Below are 22,566 nucleotides of genomic sequence, written 5' to 3'. Positions count from 1 at the left end.
ACATGACAGACGCTCTGTGGAATCTTATATTTTTTGTTGTTGCATTAGGTCTTTTAGTTGCCATTCATGAGGCAGGACATTTTTTTGCAGCCCGCGCCTGCGGCGTTAAAGTGCTGCGTTTTTATATAGGTTTTGGCAAAGCCATTATCAAAAGGCGCGGTAAAGATGGATGTGAGTATGGCATTACAGCCATTCCTCTTGGCGGTTATGTACAGATGCTAGGCGAGATGGATGAGGATGATGCCAAAAAGTACAAACCTGAGGATTTTGTAAAATACTCCTTTAAGCACAAGTCTGTAGCGCAAAGAGCCTTTATTGTGGCAGCAGGCCCTCTTGCCAATATACTGCTGGCTCTTGTTATCTATACTATTGCCGCTATGCATGGCATTACCACCATGAAGCCTGTAGTAGGTTATGTCGAGCCTACATCTTTGGCCTATCACAGCGGTCTTAGGCAGTATGATGCCATTGAGGCAATAAATGATAAAGATGTACCTGACTGGTCAGCTCTAATGCTGCCTCTTGTAGGCCATATGGGGCAGAGTGTGACTCTTGATGTCAGAGGCAATATAGGCAAGGATGAGCTGCGCCGTATTGATATGAATCTTGAGTCTGTTACGCTCACACGTGATACAGATATTTTTCAGGCTTTAGGCTTTGCACCGTTTCGCGGTCTTGAAACACAGATTATAGATGTGGTCATGGACAACTCACCTGCCTATAAGGCCGGCATTCGCAAGGGGGACAGACTTATATCTGTAGATGGAGTTGAGATTAAGGCCTTTGCGCAGTTTTATAAAATCATAAATCACAATCCTGATAAAAAGAGTCTTGAGTTTATAGTCAAAAGAGATGGTCAGCTGTATAGCACCACAGTCTATCCGTCAGCACAGCTGCCTGATGATAAGAGTCTTGGTAAAAGTGCCCGTGTTTATGTAGGTGTGGGCTTCAAGGTTGAGCCTTATCAGGGACTGTTTCACACTAAAGAATATGGATTTTTTGAGGCTGTTCTCTATAGCTTTGCTAAAACTTATCAAGTCTCAACCTTTATTGTAAAATCTATAGCCCTTTTAGTCTCAGGCTCAATTGCAGCAGATAATATCTCAGGACCTATAGGTATAGCCAAGGGTGCTGGCAGTTCAGCGCAGTATGGCCTATTATCATTTTTAGGATTTTTAGCTATCATTAGTGTAAACTTAGGTATATTCAACCTGTTGCCGGTACCGGTACTAGACGGCGGACAGCTTTTGTTTATAGCTTATGAGGCTGTAACTAAAAAAACTCCGGGTGAGAGGGTAAGGTATTTTCTTACCATGCTCGGACTTGGTGTGTTGATTGCACTGACAATTTTTTCAGTTTTTAACGATATACAGTCTTTAATGTAGACTAACTTCAAAACATAGGATAACTAAATGAAAGGATTTTATAACAAAACAAAGATGGCCCTATGTCTGGGAGCTGTGCTGTCATCGTCACTGCTGTTTAACGCTAAGGCTGTGGCAGCTGCAGATAGTTTTGTAATTGAAGACATTAAGGTAAGAGGTTTAAACCGTGTCTCACTAGGTGCCGTACTGCTGGCCCTGCCTGTTTCAAAGGGAGATATGCTGACAGAGGATCTCTCTGCCCTTGCCATGAAAAGACTATATGCCACAGGCAACTTTGATGATGTAAGAGTTATAAGGGACGGTAATACCTTTGTAGTTGATGTCAAGGAAAGACCTACAATAGGTGCAATTGAATTTGCAGGTAACTCACAGGTTGAGGAAAAGGCTTTAAAGGGCGTAATTGATCAGCAGGGACTGCGCGCAGGTGAGGCCCTTAATATTCAGACTTTAAATGATATTGTAAAATCACTTGAGGACTTCTATCACAGCGCCGGTATGTATCAGGCAAGAGTAAAACCTGTGCTTACCTATCTGCCACGTAACAGAGTGGATATCAAGCTTGAGTTTACAGAGGGTGTCTCTGCTAGTATTGAGCAGATTAATATTGTGGGCAATAAATCCTTTGATGAGGATGTGCTTTTAGCTCAGATGCAGCTGCGTGACTCTGTGCCTTGGTGGAATTTCTTTGCCAATGCCCGCTATGACAGTCAGAAATTCAGAGCAGATCTTGAGTCTTTAAAATCCTACTATCTTGACCGAGGCTATGTGGCCTTCAAGATTGTTTCAACAGGTGTGGAGCTTACTCCTGATAAAAAAGGTATCTATCTTACCATCACCATTGATGAGGGCGATAAATACACACTTGGCAAGAGTTCACTGCGTGGCGAAACTCTCAAGTATGGCGATGCTATGAATGAACTTTTGACTCTTGAGGAGGGTGAGACCTATTCAGCCTCACAGGTAACAGCTGTGGAGGACTCACTTAAGAATTATCTTGGCAAGTATGGTTATGCCTATTCACGTGTTGAGGCCTTCCCTGTTTTTAATGACAAGGAGAAGACTGTAGATCTTGAGTTCTTTGTAGATCCGGGCTCACGCGTCAATGTGTCACAGGTTATAATTAGCGGCAATACCTCAACTGATGATACTGTAATCCGCCGTGAACTGCGTCAGATGGATGGCACCTGGCTGTCAAATGAGGCAGTTGATCTCTCACGTGATCGTTTAAACAGAACAGGTTTCTTTGAAACTGTTGAAATAAACACACAAAGATCAGGCAATCTTGCCGATACTGTAAATCTTGATGTCAAGGTAAAAGAACAGCCTACAGGCTCTATCTCAGGCGGTATAGGCTTTGGAACCAACACAGGTGTAATGCTGCAGGCCGGTGTTTCACAGAACAATGTCTTTGGCTGGGGCTCAAGAGCCACCGTTATGGCCTATGACAATGACTATAGAAGACATATTGAGGTAGGCTATACCGATCCTTACTTTACTGTAGATCAGATCTCTCTTGGCGGCCGTGTCTACTATGACAAGTTCCAGGGTGATGATGCTGACGTTATTGCCTATGACAACGAAACTATAGGTGTAGAGGTAAACTCAGGCTATCCTATTTCTGAAAATACCTCAGTGCACTATGCTCTTGGCTATGAGTCCACCAAGATTAAAAACTCAGGACGCAATTTCGTGCAGGGTGATTATTTCTGGGGTATCTATGGTCTGGGCGGACGAAAGAAAAGAACCTTTAACAACTACACAGGCACTGCAGGTATAACACGTAACAACCTTGACAGATCTATATTCCCAACTCAGGGCTCACGTCAGTCTCTGGTTCTGTCAGGTACACTTCCAACATCAGATCTGCAGTACTACAAGGTCGCAGCCGATACCTACCATTATTTCCCAATTGATGATGAGCGCGACTTTGTCTTCTCTGTCAAAGGCCGTGTTGCATATGGTGACGGCTATGGCAAGAAGAGAGGACGCAATCAGATACTGCCATACTTTGAAAACTATTATTTTGGCGGTACAGAGTGGCTGCGTGGCTTTAAGCACAACAGTGTAGGAAATAAGGCCATCTATGGGAATACATTTGGAGATGAGAACGTAGGTGGTAATGCCCTGTGGGCAGTATCAGCCGAGTTCCATGTTCCGACACCACTTGTGTCAGAGGCCTATAAGCGTCAGGTGCGCACTACGCTGTTTGTTGATGCAGGCTCCCTGTGGGATACAAATGGTGATAAGTATATCAAGGGCACTAATCTTAACTATAATGGTGCCGGAGATTATCGTGTTTCAGCCGGTGTATCTTTAAACTGGATGTCACCAATCGGTCCTTTGATATTCTCACTTGCCAAATCCATCAAGGATTATGAAGGTGATGAGACTGAGACATTCAACTTTAACATCGGCGGCAATTTCTAATTTTAAGAGGATATAAATATGTTTAAAAAGACAGCAATTGCTTTAACTATGGCTTCTGTATTTGCCGCAACATCTGTTATGGCAGCTACCAAGGATGCACCAAAGGCAGCTTCTCAGGCTATAGCTCCTACCATAGCTGTAATCAATCTGCCATTAATCATGTCAGAAATCCCACAGACCAAGAGCTCACAGCAGGCTCTGGCCAAAGAGTTTGAAGGCCGTGAAAATGAGCTTAAGAAACTGCAGGATGAAGGTCAGAAGTTAGCTGCCGACTTAAACAGTGGCAAGATCACAGGTGATAAGGCTACTGAGGCTCAAAGAAAGCTTGCACAGCTGCACTCTGATTTTAAATTAAAGGCCACAGCTCTTGAGGAGGACAGCAGAGCAAGATTCTCACAAGAGCAGGTTAAGATAACATCTGAAGTACAAAAGGCTATTGACAAGATTGCCAATGAAAGAGGCATTCAGTTAGTACTGCGTGAGGGCTCTATTGCCTACACTATAAATGCTCTTGATATTTCTCAGGATGTTATAGATATGGTCAGCAAGGCCAAGAAGTAATTTACTATGCTGCTTAAAGAATTAGCTGCGTCACTGAACGCCACCTATGAGGGTGATGGCGATCTTGAGCTTACAAAGGTTGCCAATTTAAAAACTGCTGCTGCAGGTGAGATTAGTTTTCTTAGTGATCCTAAATATAAGGAAGTGCTGAGTGAAACTAAAGCCTCATGTGTTATTGTAAGGCAGGAGGATGCAAGTCATGCTCCTTGTGCCTATATTGTCATGTCTGATCCTTATGTGGGTTTTGCACGAGCAGCTCAAATTCTTGATACCACACCGCCTGTGGCTGTTGGTGTCAGTCCCCTGTGTCAGATTGACGAGGGGGCAGTTATCGGCAGGAATGTTGCCATAGGGCCCTTTGTGCATATAGCAAAGGGCGCAGTGATTGGCGATAATGTACAGATTGCCGCCAATTGCACAATAGGTGAGGGTGCCATTATAGGAGAGGGTACAAAGCTCTATCCTAATGTAAGCATCTATCATCATGTTAAAATCGGCAGTGCCTGCCTGATTCAGTCAGGCACGGTTATTGGCTCTGACGGTTTTGGCTATGCCAATGAAAAGGGCAAATGGCTTAAAATTCCACAGACAGGCTCTGTAACTGTGGGCAATATGGTTGAAATAGGCGCCTGCACATGTATTGACAGAGGAGCTATTGATGACACTGTAATTGAGGATAATGTTATTATCGATAATCTGTGTCAGATAGCTCATAACGTACATATTGGCTTTGGAACTGCCATTGCAGGTGGCACTGTATTTGCCGGTAGTGTTAAAATAGGCAAATTCTGTATTATTGGAGGCACCTCAGTCTTCAATGGCCATATTGAAATCTGCGATCAGGTTACTATAAGCGGCATGTGTATGGTTATGCGCTCAATAAACAAGAAGGGTGTATACTCCTCAGGCATACCGGCTCAGACAAACAGAGAATGGCGAGTTACTGCATCACGCGTACTGCATATTAATGATATGTATCGTAAAATGCAGGCTATGGAAAAACAAATTGAGGAACTGGAGCTAAAGCTCGAGAAGTAAATATTATAGGTGATTAAAGTGAGTGAAGGTATCGTAAAGACTTTGAGCGTAGAAGATATTATGGGACTTCTGCCACATCGTTATCCGTTTTTAATGATAGACAAAGTTGTCGACTATTCTATAACTGAGGAGCATAAAACCCTGCGTGCCATTAAAAATGTAACATTTAATGAGCCATATTTTCAGGGCCATTTCCCAGGCAAACCAGTTTTTCCAGGTGTGCTGATTCTAGAGGCTATGGCTCAGGCTACAGGTGTGCTGGCCTTTACCATGGTAGGCAAGCCAGCTGAAGGTGAGCTTTATTATTTTGCAGCTGTGGACAATGCCAGATTCAAGCGCCCTGTGGTGCCAGGCGATCAGCTTGTCATCGATGTTGAGTTTTTAAAGGAAAAACGCGGCATAGCAAGTTTCAAGGGTGTTGCCACTGTAGATGGTGAAATTGCCTGCTCTGCAGATCTTATGTGTGCCAAGCGCCGCAGCTAAAGATAAAATAAATAAGGAGCTCATATGATTGATGACAGCGCCATTATAGACAAGAGTGCCAAAATTGCAGACAGTGTAAACATAGGTCCTAATGTTGTAGTCAAGGAAAATGTTATCATTGAAGGCGATGTGACTATTGGCGAGGGCTGTATTATTGAACCTTTCTGCGTGTTCCGCGGCCCTACAACCATAGGTAAAAACAATCATTTCTATCAGTTCTGCTCCGTAGGTGAGGGCTGTCAGGATCTCAAGTACAACAATGAGCCTACAACTTTGACCATTGGTGACAACAATACAATACGTGAGCACTGCACTCTGCACAGAGGCACCATACAGGGTAACAATACAACAACTGTAGGCTCTGGCAATCTGCTCATGGTAAATGTGCATGTGGCCCATGACTGCATCATCGGCGACAACTGTATTTTTGCCAACAATGCAACACTTGCAGGTCATGTGACTATAGGCTCACATGTAATCTTCGGCGGTCTTAGCGCCATACATCAGTTTGGTCGCGTAGGTTCTCACGCCTTTGTAGCTGGCATGGCCGCACTTAACATGGACGTGCCTCCTTATGTCATGGCCGCAGGTCATTATGCTAAAGCCCATGGTATCAACAAGGTGGGTCTGGCCCGCCGCGGCTTTAGTGATGAGGCCATAAGCGCCATTAAAAAGGCCTATATGATTATCTATCATAAAAAGCTGACCATTGAAGAGGCAATTCCATTAGTACAGGATCTGGCAGATAAACATTCTGAAGTGCAGATACTTGTAGATTTCCTTAAAGAATCAGGCCGTGGCATTGTTCGCTGATGAGTGATTTAATTAATTCGCACCTGTATGCGCTAATAGCAGGTGAGGCCTCAGGTGATACCCTGGGTGCCGGACTTATCAGAGCTATTTTACGCAAGGATCCACAGGCCAAGTTTATTGGCATCGGCGGTCCCAAGATGATAAGCTGCGGCATGATATCCTCCTTTCGTATGGAGGAGCTCTCGGTAATGGGTATTACCGAGGTGGTAAAACATCTTGTGCCTATACTTAAGATCAGACATGAGCTTATCAAGATATTGCTTGAGGCCAGACCATGTGTGGTCATAGGTATTGACTCACCTGATTTTAATTTAAAGATTGAAAAGATTTTAAAGCGCAACGGTATTCCTGCCGTGCACTATGTCAGCCCTTCAGTATGGGCCTGGCGCGAGGGGCGCATGAAAACCATACGCGAGTCATGTGATATGGTTTTATCACTGTTGCCTTTTGAAAAGGAATTTTATGACAAGGCACAGATGCGCTGCACCTATGTAGGTCACAGCCTGGCTGCCAGAATTGCGCTTGATTCTTCATCTGACAAGGCTCGCGAGAGTATTGCTCTTGACAGGACTTCAGTTGAGAGTATCGAGGGCAAGAAGATTATGGGCATTCTGCCAGGTTCACGCCGCGGTGAAATTGAGCGTATGCTGCCAATCTTTGCCAAGGCCTGCTGCATGATTAAAGCCCGCATGGATAATGTGTGCTTTATCTGTGCTGCATCAGACAAGCGCAATGCCTATTTAATCAAAGATATATGGATGAGCTATGCTCCGTTTTTATCCCTGACCATTTATGAGGGTAATACACAGGATGTTATAGCCTCAACCGATGCTGTGCTTTTAACCTGCGGTACCGTGGCTCTTGAGGCCATGCTCTTAAACCGCCCTATGGCAGTTGCCTACAAGGTCAACGCTCTGACAGCATCACTTGCCCGCAGAATGCTTAAAATCGATACTTTCTCGCTGCCAAATCTTTTAGCCAAGCGCAAGATAGTAAGTGAGTTTATTCAGTCAGAGTGTAATGCACAGAATCTGTGTGACGAAATGCTCAAGCTTTTAAATTCTGACAATCTTTTGATGAAAAAAGAATTTACCCGCATTCACTCAAGCATACGCATGAACTCAGATGAAATTGCAGCCAATGCCATCTTTGAGCTTATTGACGATATGAAAAATCAAAGACTCTCAGCTCCTGCCGATGCAGAAGGTGAGAGCGGCAATGAAGCTGTAGCTTTAAAGAACACTGTGCAAAGAAGTGATATGGAGCCGTCATTGTCCTTAGGTGAGGTGGAAAGTGCCCTTACTGATAAGGATAATGATGTCAAAAAAGAGCCTGAGTTTAAGGTTTAGGCCGTGAAAGCATTAAAAGATAAAGAGCCTTACAGCTACAGTCTTGACCCACGCTCACATATTGTCTGCGGTGTCGATGAGGCAGGACGCGGACCGTTGGTTGGTCCTGTAGTGGCTGCCTGTGTCGTTTTAAACTATGATGACATGATAGAAGGGCTTGATGATTCAAAAAAGCTCTCTGAGAAAAAGCGCCTGGCTCTGTTTGATGAAATTGTAAACAGAGCTGCCTCTGTAGGTGTAGGTATGTGCCTGCCGCGTGAGATTGATGAGATGAACATTCTGCACGCCTCGCTTGAGGCTATGCGCAGGGCTTATCTGGCACTAAATCCTGCCCTTAATGTCAATCTTATGTTAGTTGATGGCAACAAGACAGTAAAAAATGTACCGTGCATGGTTGAGGCCGTGGTAGGCGGTGATGCTAGGGTAAAAGAAATTGCCGCAGCCTCCATTGTGGCCAAATGCATAAGAGACAGAGAGATGACAAGACTCTCTTTGCTGTATCCACAATATGGCTTTGACAGGCATAAAGGCTATCCTACCAAGGCCCATCTTGATCTGTTGCAGACACTGCCTCTGCTTGACTGTTATCGCACTGGCTATGGCCCAATAGCAAATCTTATAGACAGAGGTCATAAGATAGTTCCTGCCGATTTTACCTTTGAGTGTGGAATAAATTCCAACTTTAGTGTAAATTAACCATAATTATTTGACTCTGCCTGAGTTGATTGAGGATTATGCAATGAATATTAACTATTTGGATTTTGAGCAGCCTATTGCCGATCTGCTGGCACATATTGAAGAGCTCAAAAGACTGTCAAGTACAGTAGGAAATGACGTAGATCTGTCAAAAGAGTTAGCTCAGCTTGAAAAGAAGAATGTGGAGCTGACCAAAAAACTGTATTCCAATCTAAGTGCATGGCAGATTTCTCAACTCTCTCGCCATCCAATGCGCCCTTATACTTTAGATTATATTGAGAATATCTTTACCGATTTTGACGAGCTCTCTGGCGACAGAGCCTTTGCCGATGACAAGGCTATTGTAGGCGGTCTGGCCCGTTTAGATGGCATGTCAGTTATGGTTATAGGTCATCAGAAGGGCAGAGATACCAAGGAGAGAACCTACAGAAACTTTGGTATGCCACGTCCTGAGGGTTATAGAAAGGCTATGCGTCTTATGAAGCTGGCCGAGCGCTTTAATGTGCCTATTATTACCTTTATCGACACCCCAGGTGCCTATCCTGGTGTGGGGGCTGAGGAAAGATCACAGGCAGGTGCCATTGCCGAGAGCTTAAAGCTCATGTCAGAGCTTAAGGTTCCTGTAATTGCCACTGTTATTGGTGAGGGTGGCTCAGGCGGTGCTCTTGCCATTGGTGTTGCTGACAGAGTGAATATGCTTGAGTATGCCACCTACAGTGTTATCTCACCTGAAGGCTGTGCCTCTATTTTATGGAAGAGTGCTGACAAGGCTCCTTTAGCTGCCGAGGCTATGAAGTTTACAGCTGACAAGCTGCAGGAGTTAAAGCTCATTGACGGTATTGTGCCAGAGCCACTTGGCGGTGCCCACCGTGACTATGCAGCTATGGCTGAAAATTTAAAGGCCAGATTAAAAGAGGATCTCAATATTCTAAAGGCTCTGCCTCAGGAGCGTTTGATTGAGCAGAGATTTACCCGCCTCATGAGCTATGGCTACTAAGCTTTAAATTGCAGCAAAGTCAGGCACAAAGAGAGCTTGATGCTCTTGCCTTGAATCTCATCTCTAAAATCACCCCAGGCCCGCTGACAGTGGGCCTGTCAGGCGGCTCTGACTCAACTTTAGCTCTATTAGTTGCAGTCAGGATGCGCAGCTACAACAGTGCCTTTGAAGTTTTAGCAGTTCACTGCATACATGGTCTTGATGCTTCAGATCCAATCTGGCTTGAGCATTGCACCAGGCTGTGTGAACGCCTTGATGTGCCTCTTGTCACTCCCAAGCTCAATATTGTCTATGGCGGCGGTATCTCCCCTGAGGATAGCTCACGCAAGGAGCGCTATGCAGCTCTTTTAGCCAATCTTAAGGACAATGGCTATCTGCTTTTGGGCCATCAGGCAGACGATCAGGTTGAAAACTTTTTATTGGCCCTCAAGCGCGGCTCTGGCCCTTATGGTCTCTCTGGCATGCGTCAGATTATTAAAGATGAGCGTGGTACTATCTTAAGACCTCTGTTATCCATTAATAAAAAGACTATTGAGCAGATAATTGAGGCTCTGGGCTTTAACTTTGTGTTTGATGAGTCAAATGAGTATTTAAAATTTGAGCGCAATTTTATACGCCTTAAAGTACTGCCATTAATGCGCAAGCGTTTTGCAGGCGTTGACAGAGCAATATTAAGATCATCCTATCTGTGTGCTTTAGAGCATGATCTGGCTATGCGCTATGCCAAAGAAAAAGCTGTATCATGCATTTGTGACAATACCTTGTCAATTGATGCTCTGCCACTTGAGGATAAGGCTCTTGCCACCTGTATCATGCGTCTTTTTATTGAGCAGTATGCAAAGATGCCGCCTGATCTGAATATTATTGAAGATGCACTAAAGCTCTGTGCCATATCCAATGATCAGGAAGCTTTAATTGTCATTGAAAAGGATCTGTATCTAAGACGCTATCTTAAAAAGCTATATATAACCAAAGATTATATTATGCCAGATCCAGGCATTTATACTCTAAAGACAGGGGATGAGCTGCACCTTGGCTCCTTTGTCTATAAGCTGTGTGTACTAAGTGATGCTATGGCCGAGTGCGAGGATAGTGAGTGTCTTGTAGCCAATGATAGTGTAGATCTTGATTTTACCTATACAGGTAAAACCCGGCTTAAACCTTTAAAGCGCGTACACTCGCGTGAGATGAAAAAGCTCTTTGGTGAGTATGAAGTGCCACACTTTATGCGCAAAAGCCATCCTGTGGTGATGCACAATGGAATAGCTTTAGGGCTTGGCAGTTTGTTTACCTGTCACAGGGATAATTACAGATATTATCTTAAAATAAGCTGTGACAATGAGCTTGTAAAAAGATCCTGCCTTTAAAGATCTTTTATCTTTTTGCCTGTCTTATCTATAAGATACCAGTGTGAGCTTTTAAAATAGGTATGCTCCTTATCTGAGCCTTCAACATACTCCATATGACCACTGTCAGTAACCTTGGCTACACCTGCTTTAAATGGATAGGCAAAGGCATAGCGCGGAGCTATGACAGTCTCATGTCTGATATTGGCAAAGCCCATGCGTCCTGTGCAGTCTACAATACGATACAGACCATCACTTACATAATCAGGTCCATTATCAAATCTATAAGGTTCAGGCTGGCAATTAGCATTGCAGGCAGTTAAGGTTGCCAATGACAATGACCATAAGGCAATTTTTAACATAGATACTAAAAATGGAAAATATTTAATAACTGTTAATAATTATACCTTAGTTGATTTAATAAAACCTATTTAGTTAACAGTTAAAGCAATAAAGAGATAATCAAAGAGAGTGAACTAAAAACTGTGTAAACGAAGATAGATGATTTAAAATATAATCATAATAAAAGTCACTATAAAGGCCCTGTGCAAAAGGTCAGAACAACAGTCTATTTTTCTTTTTAAATTCAACCTAGATATCACATAGAAAAAAGGCGGGTAATACCCGCCTATAGCTTATGTTGTAGAAACTTTACGGAGCATATTTGCTCTTAATCTTCTCTGGCAGGTGCAGACCTACAATAATTACCAGCAGTATTGTCCAGAAGGCTGTAACGTAGATTAAAGCCATACCTAAAGCCACATTGAGGTTGTCAGTTAAGAAGGCGCAGGTTACAGGAGCAATACCACCGCCAATGGCTGCGAGGTTGTAGATAAAGCCAAAGGCTGCACCACGCATGCTAACAGGGAAGAGGGTGGAGAGATACTTTGGAATCAGACCGCCTACACCTAAATTGGCTGCCAGCAGGAAAAAGAGCAAGGTGCCTGTAATAAACTCATGACCTGGACCAATCAAGAAGGTAGGGTAGATCAAAAGCAGTGATATAGACAGACCGCCTACCAGGACCTTTACAGTACCAATCTTGTCAGCAAGATAGCCTGAGAGGAGCACGCCAATCATAATACCAAGAGCGCCGATTGACATAATATTTGAGACAGAATCAGCATAGCCGTTTTCAGTTAAGTATTTTGGCATCAGACCTGGAATTGGCCAGTTTGCTGAGAAAATTCCAAAGAGCACCAGATAGGCTATAAGAGTAACTTTGAGCTGACCGCCTACAAACAGAGCTTTTAATGATGAAGAGGAGGCGCTTGACTTTTTCTCCTTAGCAAATTTCTCCCACTCCTGTGACTCTGGGGCATTACGTCTTATATAGAGCACGATAAGAGCAGGAATAATTCCGATAAAGAAGGCTGTACGCCAGCTGTGCATCTCAGCTACCATAGGCATGAGCTGTGAGGCTGCAATATTACCTATAGAAAAACCAGATACTAAAATAGCTCCAGCCAGGCCTCTTAAATGCTTAGGCCAGCTCTCAACAGCATAAGGAGCTGAACATGCGTATTCACCGGCCATACCAATACCTACTATAATTCTGAAGATAAATAGCGTGGCAAAGTTTATAGAAAAACCGCACAGTGCAGTACCTACTGAGTAGGTAAGAATAGCAGCCATCATTACAGGTTTACGGCCATATTTGTCGCACAGGGCTCCAAAGAGGGCACCGCCTACAGGACGGGAAACAAAGGCTGCCATGAATAAAGATGAGGTCTGAACATTGGTCAGATTCAGATCAGCTTGGATTGATACAAGAATATAGGTAATGAGCATGAAGTCAAAGCCGTCAAAGACGTAGCCTAACCATGCAGAAAAAAGTGCCTTTTTTTGTGTGGTATCAACTTGCTTATACCATGGGAGATGTTTTACACTATCGGTCATATCATTTATCCTTTAAAACCTGATCTGAACGATCAGGTTTTATTAAGTCTAGCCAATAATTTCACAAAGTTTCACTCTGCGATCTTCTTTTAAGGACTTGGTCAGTGCATCAGCTGTAGCAATGGCATTGCGGGCAGCCTCACCGGTCAGGAGTTTTTCAAACTCAGCATCTGGCTCCATACCGTGCATAATATCGTTAAGATATTTCATTTCCTTGTTCATAACAGAGAATAGCCACAGTGGTGTTCTCTTGCCAGGTTTGCCGTACTGAATGGCACCATCCATTTCAGTGCTTGTATAGATTCTGGTTCTATCGTCATCTTCCTCCTGGCTCTCATGTACGTTAAAGTGTGTATCAACACCGTCAACACGTAAGGTACCGCCGCAGTGGAACATATCAATCTTGATGGCGCCCTTGGTACCCTGAATCAGTACGTAGTGCTCGCCCCAGTGGAAGGCTGAACCCCACTCACATAAAGCAAAGCGGTTGCCAGGGAACTGCATGTGGATAAGCAGCATGTCATCCTCATCGCCAAATTTCTCACCCTGGTGGGCAACATTGCCGCCAACCATGGAAACCTCATCTGGAATGGCATCCATTAAGAACTGTACGCAGTCAAGCTCGTGAATGTGGTGATAGAGGTGACCACCTGATTTTTCTCTGATCTTCTTCCAGGAAATGCTCTCCTGTACTTCCTCCCAGCCGTTTCTTGCTGTGTGGATGTAAAGTACATCACCAATGCGGCCTTCTTTGATATATTCCTTGGCCTGATGTACACCGTTGAAGAAGTTCATAATGTGACCTGCAAAGAAGCGCACGCCGTTTTTCTTGCACTCCTCAACCATCTCAACACAGTCCTCATACTTAAGGGCAATTGGCTTTTCACAGAACACATGTTTTTTGTGCTGAGCTGCCTTGATTACAGGCTCTTTGTGCAGATAGTTTGGAGTTGCTACTACAACGCAGTCTACATCATCACGTGAGACAAGCTCATCTAAAGAGGCGCAGGCATCACAGCCAAGCTCTTTAGCAATGGTCTTGCCATTTTCAGGATCATAGACGCAGCTGATAGTGGCTGTATCAAAAGATTTTAAAATTCTTGCAAGATCGGCACCAAAATAACCGACACCAACAACACCATACTTAATCATTTCATTTATCCTTTAAAAATTAACTGTAATGTAATGATAGATAATCATGGCTCGTTAAATTACGATATAGATCACATTAAATTTGCCTTTAAATGTGATCTGTATCAAACAGGTGTTATTTGTGGCTAAAAAGTTTCGAAAATTGATAAATATCTTTAGTTAAGTGGTTGATTTATAAATATAATAATCTAATAAAAAGTTTCGCAAAATTTTGGTTTTTTTTTATGGCAGCTAAACAAATTACTGATATTAAAGACTCTCTTTTGCAGGATGGGATTAATGAAAATGACAGAGAGTATTTGAGCTCTGTCATAGTTAAGATGCAAGGCTCACGTCAGGCAAGAAGAGCTGCAATGCTGCTTGATCTTGCAGATGGTATGGATTTAAAAGATGTTGCCGTCAAATATAAGAGCAGTAAAACTCTGATTTACAGAATACTGCATAAACTATCATCAGGCGGAGTGAAAGCTGCCATACAGGATAAAGAGCGTTCAGGCAGACCAGGGCTTTTTTCAGAGGAGGAAAAGAGCTATGTCAGGCAGATTGCCTGTCAGGTACCATACAATGTCGAGGGTGGACCTGATCTGACCTTATGGACAGCATCCGATCTTGCTATGTACATACGTAATAACTGCCGTAAGGTAGGGTTTGGGCACCTTGTGCATATCAGTGCAAGAGATGTGGAGAATCTGTTAAATCGCACCGAGCTTAAGCTGCATATGCAGCATAATACCTATGAAAGCAAGATGCAGGCAGGGGTTGTTCCCATACTTTACAAAAAGCTTGAGTTTCTGGTGACAGTTAAAGAGGATCTTGTTAAAAAGCAGTGTTTTGTTGTTATGGGCTATGATGACAGTTCACATCTGTCAATGGTGCAGAGCAATTATGGCTACAATCACAGTGGCAGTGAGTACAGGCCATATATTTCCAATCGTATTTTGTCTTTTATGGCAGGAGTTAATCTTTTAAACGGTCATATTACGCTGTTAAAGCGCTTTTCCCACACCATGGATGATGTGAAGGACTTTATAGAGCTTATTGCCTCAACCTATGCGCAATCAAGCATAAAACTTATATTAGACAGACATAAATTTCACACCTCAAAGGAGTGCAGCGACTTTATAAAAGCAAAAGCATTAAAGGTGACGCTTGAATTCAATCCAGCGGACAGTTTTTATATAAATCTGTTTGATACTTTTTTTTCAAAAATGATACGCGTAAGGCTCAATTCTCTGCACTCGGCAAGTTTTGATGATCTTGAAACCAAGATAGATGCAGTGGTGCAGGAGATCAATGAATGCCGTGTGATTAAAAGATGGGATGATGACAGCGCCTCCAAAAAGAGGCTGTGCGCGCTTTAGGACAGAAAAAAGCCTGCAGCTGCAGGCTTTAGTAAGAGTTGATTTATTGCATTCTCTGTTTAAGATTGTACAGGGCACCTAGCATGCCTGCATCATTCTGCAGTGAGGCAAATTCAATTCTGGTAGCCTTAAAGACAATTTCTCGTAGCTTGGTGGCAAGTGAATTTTCAATGCGCTCTTTTAGATACTCTTTACGGGCCATGATGCCACCGCCTAAAATAACGGCCTGGGGATTCTGCACTGTTACCACATTGGCAATACCATCTGTAAGATTGTCAATGAGCATATCAATAGCCTCAACAGCCTGAATCTCACCTTTTTGGGCATTATCAAAAATAATGATGCCGTTGACATCTTTAACATCAAGACCTTTCATGGCAGCATAGGTTTTGACAAGATAGGTGGTGGAGGCTGTATCGTGCAGTATGCCCTTTGGGGTTCGCATATAGGCAATTTCACCTGCTGAATTTGAAGCGCCTGATATAAGTCTGTCATTGCAGATCATAGCACCGCCAATTGAGGTGCCTATGGTCATAGCAAAGATAGAGTGACAGCCGCGGCCGGCACCTAGCCATTTCTCACCCATGGCAGCGCAGTTTACATCATTTTCAACAAAGCATGGCAGTTTGAAATTATCGTAGATAATCTCTTTGTAATTTACGCCTGTGTAATCAGGTATGGCATCTGGCAGGGAGTAGACTATTTTGCAGCTGTCAGGATCGACCATGCCTGCTGTGGATATGGCAACAGCATCAATTTTATCTGCATAGGTGGCAAGATAATTTGTGACTATATCTTTTACTTTTTTGACTATGCCAGGACCGCCGTGCTCTTTAGCCTGTGTTGGCATTTGATCTTTTGTCAGGAAGTCTCCTGCATAGGAGCTTACGCCGTATTTGATGGCTGTGCCGCCAATATCAATAAGAATGCATAATTTATCTGACATGACATACCTTCTATGCTTAAAAAACTAAAAGCAGTATTCTTTCATAGATATTAAAAACACTGCTTTTAATTAAAGGCGAAGATATCTTCGCCTTTATACTTAGAGGTTTACACTATTTTTTTGCAGTCATGAAGGTTGAGCCTTCAGGAGCAATATATTCTTTTTGTGTCACAGCTGCCTGAATCTTTGACACTATCACACCTACTACAGTAGTGATGATAATGGCGATTACAGCATATGACCAGAAGTTGATTGATGGTACATAGTACTTGCAGTAGAGCACTACCAGGATTGACACAGCAAAGCCACACAGAGCACCTAAGGCTGAGGTCTTTCTGGTGAAGGCACCCATTACGAAGATACCAGCAAGAGCACCTAAGGCCAGACCTAAGAATGAGTTGAAGAGCTCATAGGCTGATCTGATTGATGCTGTAGCTAAGTACATGGCAACTAAGATAGCAAACACACCTACACCTAATGATACGTACTGAGCAATCTTGGTCTGACGCTCTGAGGTCATGTTAGGAGTAATCTGTGACTGAATATCAAGTACCCATGAAGTGGCTACTGAGTTGATACCGGTTGACAGGGTTGACTGTGAAGCGGCATACAGAGCAGCTAAGATAATACCTGTTACACCAACTGGCAGCTCATAGGTGATGAAGTAGGCAAATACCTGATCCTGTGAACCCTTGAAAGTGTCGGTGATAAGCTCAGGGTTTTGTTCGTAGAAGATGAACAGTGCAGTACCAACGAGGTAGAAGATAGATGCACAGACAATTGACAGAACACCGTTACCAATAGTCATCTTGTTTAACTGCTTAACGTCAGTTGTGGTGGTGAAGCGCTGTACCACGTCCTGTGATGATACATAGGAGCAGAAGGTTGACAGACCACCGCCAACAATGGTCAGCAGGATTGAAGTGCCAAGCAGATTTGACCAGTTGATCCAGTCCTCGCCGTTGGCCAGGAAGCGGCCGCCTTCGGTCAGAGAGTAGGTAATATCGCCAAGACCGTTGTCAAGACGCCAGATCAGATAGACAAGGGTCAGACCGATACCGCCGATTAAGATAACACCCTGAATGAAGTCAGTCCACAGCACAGCCTTGAGACCACCTGTATATGAGTACACAATAGCGATGGCACCCATACCGATGATAAGGATATTTACGTCAATGCCTGCAAGCTTGGCAAGAGCCAGACATGGCAGGTACATAACGATTGACATACGGCCCATCTGGAAGATAACGAACATAATGGCGCCGAGCACACGCAGAGCTCTTGAACCATAACGTATCTCAAGATAGTGGTAGGCTGTATCAATACCTAAGTTTGCATAAACTGGCAGGAAGAATTTGATAGTCAGTGGAATGGCAATGATCATACCTAACTGGGCAAACCATAAAAGCCAGGTACCACCGTAGGAGTTACCGGCTAATGCCAGGAATGAAATAGGGGATAAGAGGGTAGCGAAAATAGATACAGAGGTTACCCACCATGGCACAGAGCCGTCTCCTTTAAAGAACTCTTTGCCTTTCATCTCCTTTTTGGAGAAATAAAAACCTGCAAGCAGCACTGCAATCATATAGATAATTAAAATTACAGTGTCGATCCAGGTAAATCCATGTAAATTATCAAACATGATGACTCCTACAACATAAGCTTAAAAACTGGAGCCCCACAGCATCAGGGGCTCCAAAGGTATTTTTTATAATTAGAAGTATTTGTGATAGATCTTCTTGGCGTTCTCAATCATCTCATCGCTGTAATCGCCCATAGGCTTTCTGCAGTAGCCTGCATCAACACCAGCTTCCTGCAGGCAGATCTTTAAGGTGCCATACAGACCGTTCTTTAATACGTCGGTGATGAAATCATTGGTTACGTGCTGAACATCTAAGGCCTCTTTGATCTTGCCTTCACGGGCAAAGTCGAAGATCTGACGGGCACGTACGCCGTTTACGTTGAAGGTTGAGCCGATGGCACCGTCAACACCTAAAACTGTAGCTGGCAGCATCATCTCATCAAAGCCTGCAAATAAAGCTTTGTCTGGGAAGGCCTTGCGGAATCTCTCAAGCAGATAGAAGTCGCCTGCTGTAAACTTGCAGCCTGTGATCTTCTCGTTGGCAAAGAGCTCGCCAAACTGCTCAATTGATATATTAACACCGGTTAAGAATGGGATGAAGTATACTATCATCTGATTGTCAACATTCTCAATAATGGTGTTGTAGTAATCCTTAACCTCGGCAAAGGAGAATTTGTAGTAGAAAGGAGTTACAGCTGAGAGTGAGTCATAGCCAAGATCTGTTGCAAATTTGGCAAGATGAACTGACTCTTTGATGTTAAGTGAGCCAACCTGGGCAATCAGTTTGATCTGATCCTTAGCCTCATCCTTAACAATCTTGAAGATTTCCTCTTTCTCCTGAGTGCCTAACATGAAGTTCTCACCGGTAGAACCGCCAACATACAGACCGTCAACCTTGTTGACATCGATGTTGTAACGAACTAACTCACGTACACCTTTCTCATTGATGGTGCCGTCATGGTTGAAAGAGGTTAAAAGGGCTGAATAAATGCCTTGAAGTTTTGGATATGCCATTTTTACATTCTCCTATAAAAAATTACTCTGGAAGTGCCTCAATGAAGTTCTTTGCAATTACCTGAGGGCGGGTAATAGCAGAGCCTACGATTACGCCATAGGCGCCAACTTCATAGGCAATTTTTAAATCTGCAGGGGTGTTGATGCGACCTTCGGCAAATACAGGAATTGAAAGTCTGTCAGCCATACGGGCAACAAGGCCAAAATCAGGACCTTTGAGCTTTGGTGTATATGGGGTGTAGCCTGACATTGTGGTGGATACTGCATCAAAACCAATTTCCTGGGCATTGATACCTTCAGCATCATTTGAGATGTCAGCAAGTGACAGAGCGCCACCTGCTCTGATCATAGCTACTAAATCTTCAAGTTTTTCACCGCGTGGACGGGTACGTAATGTGGCATCAAGCGCAATAATCTCGCAGCCTATATCTAAAAGAGCCTGAACCTCATCCTTGGTAGGGGTGATATAGATTTCACTGTCATCGTAATTTTTCTTGATAAGGCCGATGACAGGCAGACCTGTTACCTTCTTAATCTCAACAATGTCATCAACTGACTGACAGCGTATGGCCACTGCTCCGACCTGCTTGGCTGCAAGAGCCATACGGCCCATGATAAATGGGCTGTGCAGAGGCTCATCTGGCAGAGCCTGGCAGGATATGATCAATTTGTTTTTAAACTGTTCAAATAACATAGTGAAATCCTCGTTCTTGATATGGCTAAATTATAAAAAAAATATTCAAGTCAAAATGTGACTTAATCCCACTTTTTGAAAATTTATCGCAAAATATCTAATTATAAATAACAAAATGTTAGTAAGTAACATAGATAATTATAGAGCTATAATTGTCTAAAAGCCTTGAAAGAACGCGTAAAATGGCAGATCAGTAAATTTTTTAACAGTAATTTGTTGGTGGAGTAAACTTTTATAAAACAAAAGTAACAGGATAAAAAAAGTCCCATTATTTCAGGGACTTTTTAACATATAGAACATTAATCTTTTAAAGCATTAAACAAGCTTAAAAAACTTTGTGCACAATGCAGATATCTTTAGTCAATATTGACTTTGCCATCTTTGTAGTAGATATACTGTACAGCACTTGTAGCCTGACCGCCTGTGGTCTCGCCGCCAACTAAAAGCACGCCGCCTTTGTACTCTATGCTCACACCATAGCCAAGAGGCTGTGGCAGTTTGCCGGCACAGACCCATTTGCCATCTAAGAGCATATAGATTTCATCGCGCCAGGTCTTGGTCAAACCCTCATGGGCAAAGTTATGACCCTGCTCATAGGCCCTGGTTGAACCTGGGAAGTTGGCACCGCCTGCAACTAACAGAGCATAGCCTGAGTAACCTGCAAAAGCGCCGGCCACACCGTCTTGTACACTCTCACCATTGGCAGGGCACATATCATCAAGAGCACTGAATGTGGCAACATTCTTATCAACGCTAAACTGCAATGCCTTGGCAGTGCGCAGTCCAGGCTTTCTCTCGCCGTTGACTACAGTTATAACATTATCTTTTTTGGCAATGGCAGAGCCTGCTGTACCGCCTATTGGCATTGTGCCTATCTTGTGCCACAGATTGTTTTTAGCATCATAGGAGAGCACATATTCATTAAAGAAATAATCTTTAACCTCTTTGCCTATATAGTCGGCATTGATCTGAGATAGAGCCTTCTCATCGCCCTGAGCCTTTTCAAGATCATAGAACAGACCGTCAAAGATCTCTTTGTTGACAGAGCCTACAATAACGGCATTGTCCTTATCAAGGGCAATGGCGGCATGACCTGTAAGGCCTACAGGTGATCTTGTTGGCAGCAGCTGCCAGCTGTCATTTTTAGGATCATAGCAGTACACTTCATTAGACACGCTAATACGTGTGGCCACGGCGCTTTCCTTGCCTACACCGCCAAAGACATAAAGCTTACCGTCAAGGGCTACAGCCTGTGCCTGATCGCGTGGCTGACCTGGAAAGAGGGCTATACTCTGCCATACAGGCTTGTCACTTGTTAAATCAATTTTGTACCAGCTGTTGCCTGCAGTACCAAGACCAATATAGATAACATTGTCTATCATGGCACCTGCGCCTGATTTAAATGGTACAGGAGTATCTGGCAGAGTGGCTGCAAAAGAGGCAGCTGAAAGAGTTAAGGCTGAAACGGCCACGACAATTTTCTTAATCATAGAGCTATCCTATAACGTTTTTAGAGGTTAAAACATAAAAGAGGTGACGTAAATATATTTCACAATCTAAATTCATTGAAATATTGTTTCAATGTTATGCCTTTAAAAATGTGAGAGTGATCGCTCAAATTACAGGTTAAAAAAAGACGATATTTATAGACTTTGTTAGCTATAATTAGACAAAAACGATTTATTTTAAAGCAAATAATTCCGTGTAAGCTTGTTTCAAATAAGGCTTTTTTTGACAGGGTTTACAAAACTGTTGAAATTTTTTTTTAATATTTTTAGACAGGCGTATAATAGTTTTTGTATGTGATCTGATATGCACATATAGACAGCACGCATAGTGTCGCAATTATTATTTTACTATTATTGTTATAAAATATTGACTTAAATCAGACATAAGTAAGAGTAGATATATGACTTCAAGCCCCAATCCAAGTGGAAAGATTCTCTCACGTTTGCATTTTATGCAAAATGAAATGCCCAAGGCCATGCAGCGCCTTGCTGTTTATATAATCAACAATCCATCTGCTGTTATAGCCTCAAATATTTCCCGTATCTCACAGAATGCAGGTGTGGGTGAGGCTACAGTGGTACGCTTTGCCAAAAGTCTTGGTTTTCCTGGTTTTCAGGAGTTTAAAATTGAGCTTGCAATTGAAGTCTCCGGCATGAAAAAGCAGGATAGTGACATTGTCGAGTCACAAATACAGGACAATGATTCACCGCATGTGATTGGCAAAAAGGTATCAAATGCCGTAATGACAGGACTTGGCGAGAATATTGATTTTCTCAATGATGACAGCGCCAGGGAGGTGGTCAATACCATTTACAAGGCCAAGCGCGTCTTTATCATAGGTATGGGCAATTCAGGTCTTTGCGCTCAGTACATTAAAAATAAACTGGCCCGCATAGGCATCAATGCCATGTGTGAGAGCAATACTCATTTTATGTATACCACAGCATCTTTGATGGAGGAGGGCGATGTAGCCATTGCCATTTCGCAAAAGGGTATGTCACCTGAGACACTAAAGGCCTTTAAGGTGGCAAAATCCTGCGGAGCCACCACAGTTTTAATCTCACATATGACAGGTACAGCTATTGCCCGTGAGGCAGATTATGTCTTCTTCTCTGGCAATCATGAAGGATTTATGCAAAGTGATTCACTAGGCACCATAGTGGCACAGCTGCATATATGCGAGATTTTATATATTATGCTTGTGCAGCTAAATCCAGACAGAGCCATAAAGACCAAACAGCTGACGCTTGAGGCTTTGGGCTTTAAGGTATAAAAAACTAAAAAAGCCACCTTTTTTGGGTGGCATTTTTATAT

20 protein-coding genes are annotated in these 22,566 nt (G+C 43.1%); 12 read left to right on the top strand and 8 right to left on the bottom strand.

The features are described 5' to 3' along the window. Window positions 1-2 precede the first annotated feature (2 nt). The 10 genes from rseP to tilS are packed head-to-tail and all read left to right on the top strand — an operon-like array spanning window position 3 to window position 11,116. Window positions 3-1,385, top strand: a complete 1,383-nt coding sequence (gene rseP, locus DRZ93_RS09465; protein ID WP_113746445.1) for an RIP metalloprotease RseP — start codon at window positions 3-5, stop codon at window positions 1,383-1,385. A gap of 27 nt (window positions 1,386-1,412) precedes the next feature. Continuing rightward, the gene (gene bamA, locus DRZ93_RS09460; protein WP_113743873.1) at window positions 1,413-3,812 is read left to right on the top strand and encodes an outer membrane protein assembly factor BamA; all 2,400 of its coding nucleotides are present in this window, start codon (window positions 1,413-1,415) and stop codon (window positions 3,810-3,812) included. 18 nt (window positions 3,813-3,830) lie between these two features. After that, the gene (locus tag DRZ93_RS09455; RefSeq protein WP_113743874.1) at window positions 3,831-4,373 is read left to right on the top strand and encodes an OmpH/Skp family outer membrane protein; all 543 of its coding nucleotides are present in this window, start codon (window positions 3,831-3,833) and stop codon (window positions 4,371-4,373) included. Between the two features lie 6 nt (window positions 4,374-4,379). Next, entirely contained in the window at window positions 4,380-5,411 is a 1,032-nt protein-coding gene (gene lpxD, locus DRZ93_RS09450) for a UDP-3-O-(3-hydroxymyristoyl)glucosamine N-acyltransferase (RefSeq protein WP_113743875.1), read from the top strand. An 18-nt stretch (window positions 5,412-5,429) separates the two neighbouring features. Beyond that, window positions 5,430-5,894 (top strand): 3-hydroxyacyl-ACP dehydratase FabZ, encoded by a 465-nt coding sequence (fabZ, locus tag DRZ93_RS09445; protein ID WP_113746444.1) that lies wholly within the window; start codon window positions 5,430-5,432, stop codon window positions 5,892-5,894. Between the two features lie 24 nt (window positions 5,895-5,918). After that, window positions 5,919-6,707: an acyl-ACP--UDP-N-acetylglucosamine O-acyltransferase gene (lpxA, locus tag DRZ93_RS09440; protein WP_113746443.1), complete on the top strand. Its 789-nt coding sequence runs from the start codon at window positions 5,919-5,921 to the stop codon at window positions 6,705-6,707. Further along, window positions 6,707-8,056, top strand: coding sequence for a lipid-A-disaccharide synthase (gene lpxB, locus DRZ93_RS09435; protein ID WP_113746442.1), 1,350 nt, complete (start codon window positions 6,707-6,709; stop codon window positions 8,054-8,056). Before lpxA ends, lpxB begins: the two co-directional genes overlap by 1 nt. A 3-nt stretch (window positions 8,057-8,059) precedes the next feature. After that, a complete protein-coding gene (locus tag DRZ93_RS09430) occupies window positions 8,060-8,752 on the top strand; it encodes a ribonuclease HII (protein WP_113746441.1) in 693 nt (230 codons plus the stop codon). A 43-nt stretch (window positions 8,753-8,795) separates the two neighbouring features. Continuing rightward, complete coding sequence (locus DRZ93_RS09425; RefSeq protein ID WP_113743880.1) at window positions 8,796-9,749, top strand: acetyl-CoA carboxylase carboxyl transferase subunit alpha; 954 nt, start codon at window positions 8,796-8,798, stop codon at window positions 9,747-9,749. An 8-nt stretch (window positions 9,750-9,757) separates the two neighbouring features. Next, a complete protein-coding gene (gene tilS, locus DRZ93_RS09420; protein ID WP_113746440.1) occupies window positions 9,758-11,116 on the top strand; it encodes a tRNA lysidine(34) synthetase TilS in 1,359 nt (452 codons plus the stop codon). Here the strand turns inward: tilS and DRZ93_RS09415 are convergent. The 3 genes from DRZ93_RS09415 to DRZ93_RS09405 all read right to left on the bottom strand — a co-directional run bounded on the left by DRZ93_RS09415 (window position 11,113) and on the right by DRZ93_RS09405 (window position 14,146). Beyond that, on the bottom strand, window positions 11,113-11,427 hold the full coding sequence (locus tag DRZ93_RS09415) for a WG repeat-containing protein (RefSeq protein ID WP_218564286.1): 315 nt from the start codon (window positions 11,425-11,427) through the stop codon (window positions 11,113-11,115). The two genes, tilS and DRZ93_RS09415, sit on opposite strands and share 4 nt — an antisense overlap. A 319-nt stretch (window positions 11,428-11,746) precedes the next feature. After that, complete coding sequence (locus tag DRZ93_RS09410; protein WP_113746439.1) at window positions 11,747-12,994, bottom strand: MFS transporter; 1,248 nt, start codon at window positions 12,992-12,994, stop codon at window positions 11,747-11,749. A 48-nt stretch (window positions 12,995-13,042) separates the two neighbouring features. Beyond that, window positions 13,043-14,146 carry a Gfo/Idh/MocA family protein gene (locus tag DRZ93_RS09405; RefSeq protein WP_113743885.1) on the bottom strand — a complete coding sequence of 368 codons (1,104 nt, stop codon included), beginning with the start codon at window positions 14,144-14,146 and terminating at the stop codon, window positions 13,043-13,045. A 224-nt stretch (window positions 14,147-14,370) separates the two neighbouring features. Between DRZ93_RS09405 and DRZ93_RS09400 the strand changes: the two genes are divergently transcribed. Then, window positions 14,371-15,507, top strand: a complete 1,137-nt coding sequence (locus DRZ93_RS09400) for a transposase (RefSeq protein ID WP_113746438.1) — start codon at window positions 14,371-14,373, stop codon at window positions 15,505-15,507. Between the two features lie 43 nt (window positions 15,508-15,550). Here the strand turns inward: DRZ93_RS09400 and DRZ93_RS09395 are convergent, their stop codons facing one another. The 5 genes from DRZ93_RS09395 to DRZ93_RS09375 form a co-directional block, all read right to left on the bottom strand. Then, entirely contained in the window at window positions 15,551-16,453 is a 903-nt protein-coding gene (locus DRZ93_RS09395) for an ROK family protein (protein ID WP_113743887.1), read from the bottom strand. A gap of 112 nt (window positions 16,454-16,565) precedes the next feature. After that, window positions 16,566-18,095, bottom strand: a complete 1,530-nt coding sequence (locus tag DRZ93_RS09390) for a sodium:solute symporter family protein (RefSeq protein WP_113743888.1) — start codon at window positions 18,093-18,095, stop codon at window positions 16,566-16,568. Between the two features lie 72 nt (window positions 18,096-18,167). Further along, a complete protein-coding gene (locus DRZ93_RS09385) occupies window positions 18,168-19,049 on the bottom strand; it encodes an N-acetylneuraminate lyase (protein WP_113743889.1) in 882 nt (293 codons plus the stop codon). Window positions 19,050-19,071: 22 nt separating this feature from the next. After that, a complete protein-coding gene (locus tag DRZ93_RS09380; protein WP_113746437.1) occupies window positions 19,072-19,743 on the bottom strand; it encodes an N-acetylmannosamine-6-phosphate 2-epimerase in 672 nt (223 codons plus the stop codon). 356 nt (window positions 19,744-20,099) lie between these two features. Continuing rightward, window positions 20,100-21,233 carry an N-acetylneuraminate epimerase gene (locus DRZ93_RS09375; RefSeq protein WP_113746436.1) on the bottom strand — a complete coding sequence of 378 codons (1,134 nt, stop codon included), beginning with the start codon at window positions 21,231-21,233 and terminating at the stop codon, window positions 20,100-20,102. A 419-nt stretch (window positions 21,234-21,652) separates the two neighbouring features. On the opposite strand from DRZ93_RS09375, the gene DRZ93_RS09370 reads away from it, so the two are divergent. Next, window positions 21,653-22,525 carry a MurR/RpiR family transcriptional regulator gene (locus tag DRZ93_RS09370; protein WP_113746435.1) on the top strand — a complete coding sequence of 291 codons (873 nt, stop codon included), beginning with the start codon at window positions 21,653-21,655 and terminating at the stop codon, window positions 22,523-22,525. Window positions 22,526-22,566 lie beyond the last annotated feature (41 nt).

It is taken from the genome of Anaerobiospirillum thomasii (assembly GCF_900445255.1).
Classification (GTDB): domain Bacteria; phylum Pseudomonadota; class Gammaproteobacteria; order Enterobacterales; family Succinivibrionaceae; genus Anaerobiospirillum_A; species Anaerobiospirillum_A thomasii.
This window is presented reverse-complemented; position numbering and strand designations above follow the sequence as displayed.

Coding starts and splice junctions, on each gene's coding strand:
- DRZ93_RS09380 (WP_113746437.1), bottom strand. CDS start 19,743: ATGTTATTTGAACAGTTTAAAAACAAATTGATCATATCCTGCCAGGCT.
- DRZ93_RS09455 (WP_113743874.1), top strand. CDS start 3,831: ATGTTTAAAAAGACAGCAATTGCTTTAACTATGGCTTCTGTATTTGCC.
- DRZ93_RS09375 (WP_113746436.1), bottom strand. CDS start 21,233: ATGATTAAGAAAATTGTCGTGGCCGTTTCAGCCTTAACTCTTTCAGCT.
- DRZ93_RS09405 (WP_113743885.1), bottom strand. CDS start 14,146: ATGATTAAGTATGGTGTTGTTGGTGTCGGTTATTTTGGTGCCGATCTT.
- DRZ93_RS09370 (WP_113746435.1), top strand. CDS start 21,653: ATGACTTCAAGCCCCAATCCAAGTGGAAAGATTCTCTCACGTTTGCAT.
- lpxB (WP_113746442.1), top strand. CDS start 6,707: ATGAGTGATTTAATTAATTCGCACCTGTATGCGCTAATAGCAGGTGAG.
- DRZ93_RS09395 (WP_113743887.1), bottom strand. CDS start 16,453: ATGTCAGATAAATTATGCATTCTTATTGATATTGGCGGCACAGCCATC.
- rseP (WP_113746445.1), top strand. CDS start 3: ATGACAGACGCTCTGTGGAATCTTATATTTTTTGTTGTTGCATTAGGT.
- DRZ93_RS09425 (WP_113743880.1), top strand. CDS start 8,796: ATGAATATTAACTATTTGGATTTTGAGCAGCCTATTGCCGATCTGCTG.
- DRZ93_RS09390 (WP_113743888.1), bottom strand. CDS start 18,095: ATGTTTGATAATTTACATGGATTTACCTGGATCGACACTGTAATTTTA.
- DRZ93_RS09385 (WP_113743889.1), bottom strand. CDS start 19,049: ATGGCATATCCAAAACTTCAAGGCATTTATTCAGCCCTTTTAACCTCT.
- DRZ93_RS09400 (WP_113746438.1), top strand. CDS start 14,371: ATGGCAGCTAAACAAATTACTGATATTAAAGACTCTCTTTTGCAGGAT.
- lpxA (WP_113746443.1), top strand. CDS start 5,919: ATGATTGATGACAGCGCCATTATAGACAAGAGTGCCAAAATTGCAGAC.
- DRZ93_RS09410 (WP_113746439.1), bottom strand. CDS start 12,994: ATGACCGATAGTGTAAAACATCTCCCATGGTATAAGCAAGTTGATACC.
- lpxD (WP_113743875.1), top strand. CDS start 4,380: ATGCTGCTTAAAGAATTAGCTGCGTCACTGAACGCCACCTATGAGGGT.
- bamA (WP_113743873.1), top strand. CDS start 1,413: ATGAAAGGATTTTATAACAAAACAAAGATGGCCCTATGTCTGGGAGCT.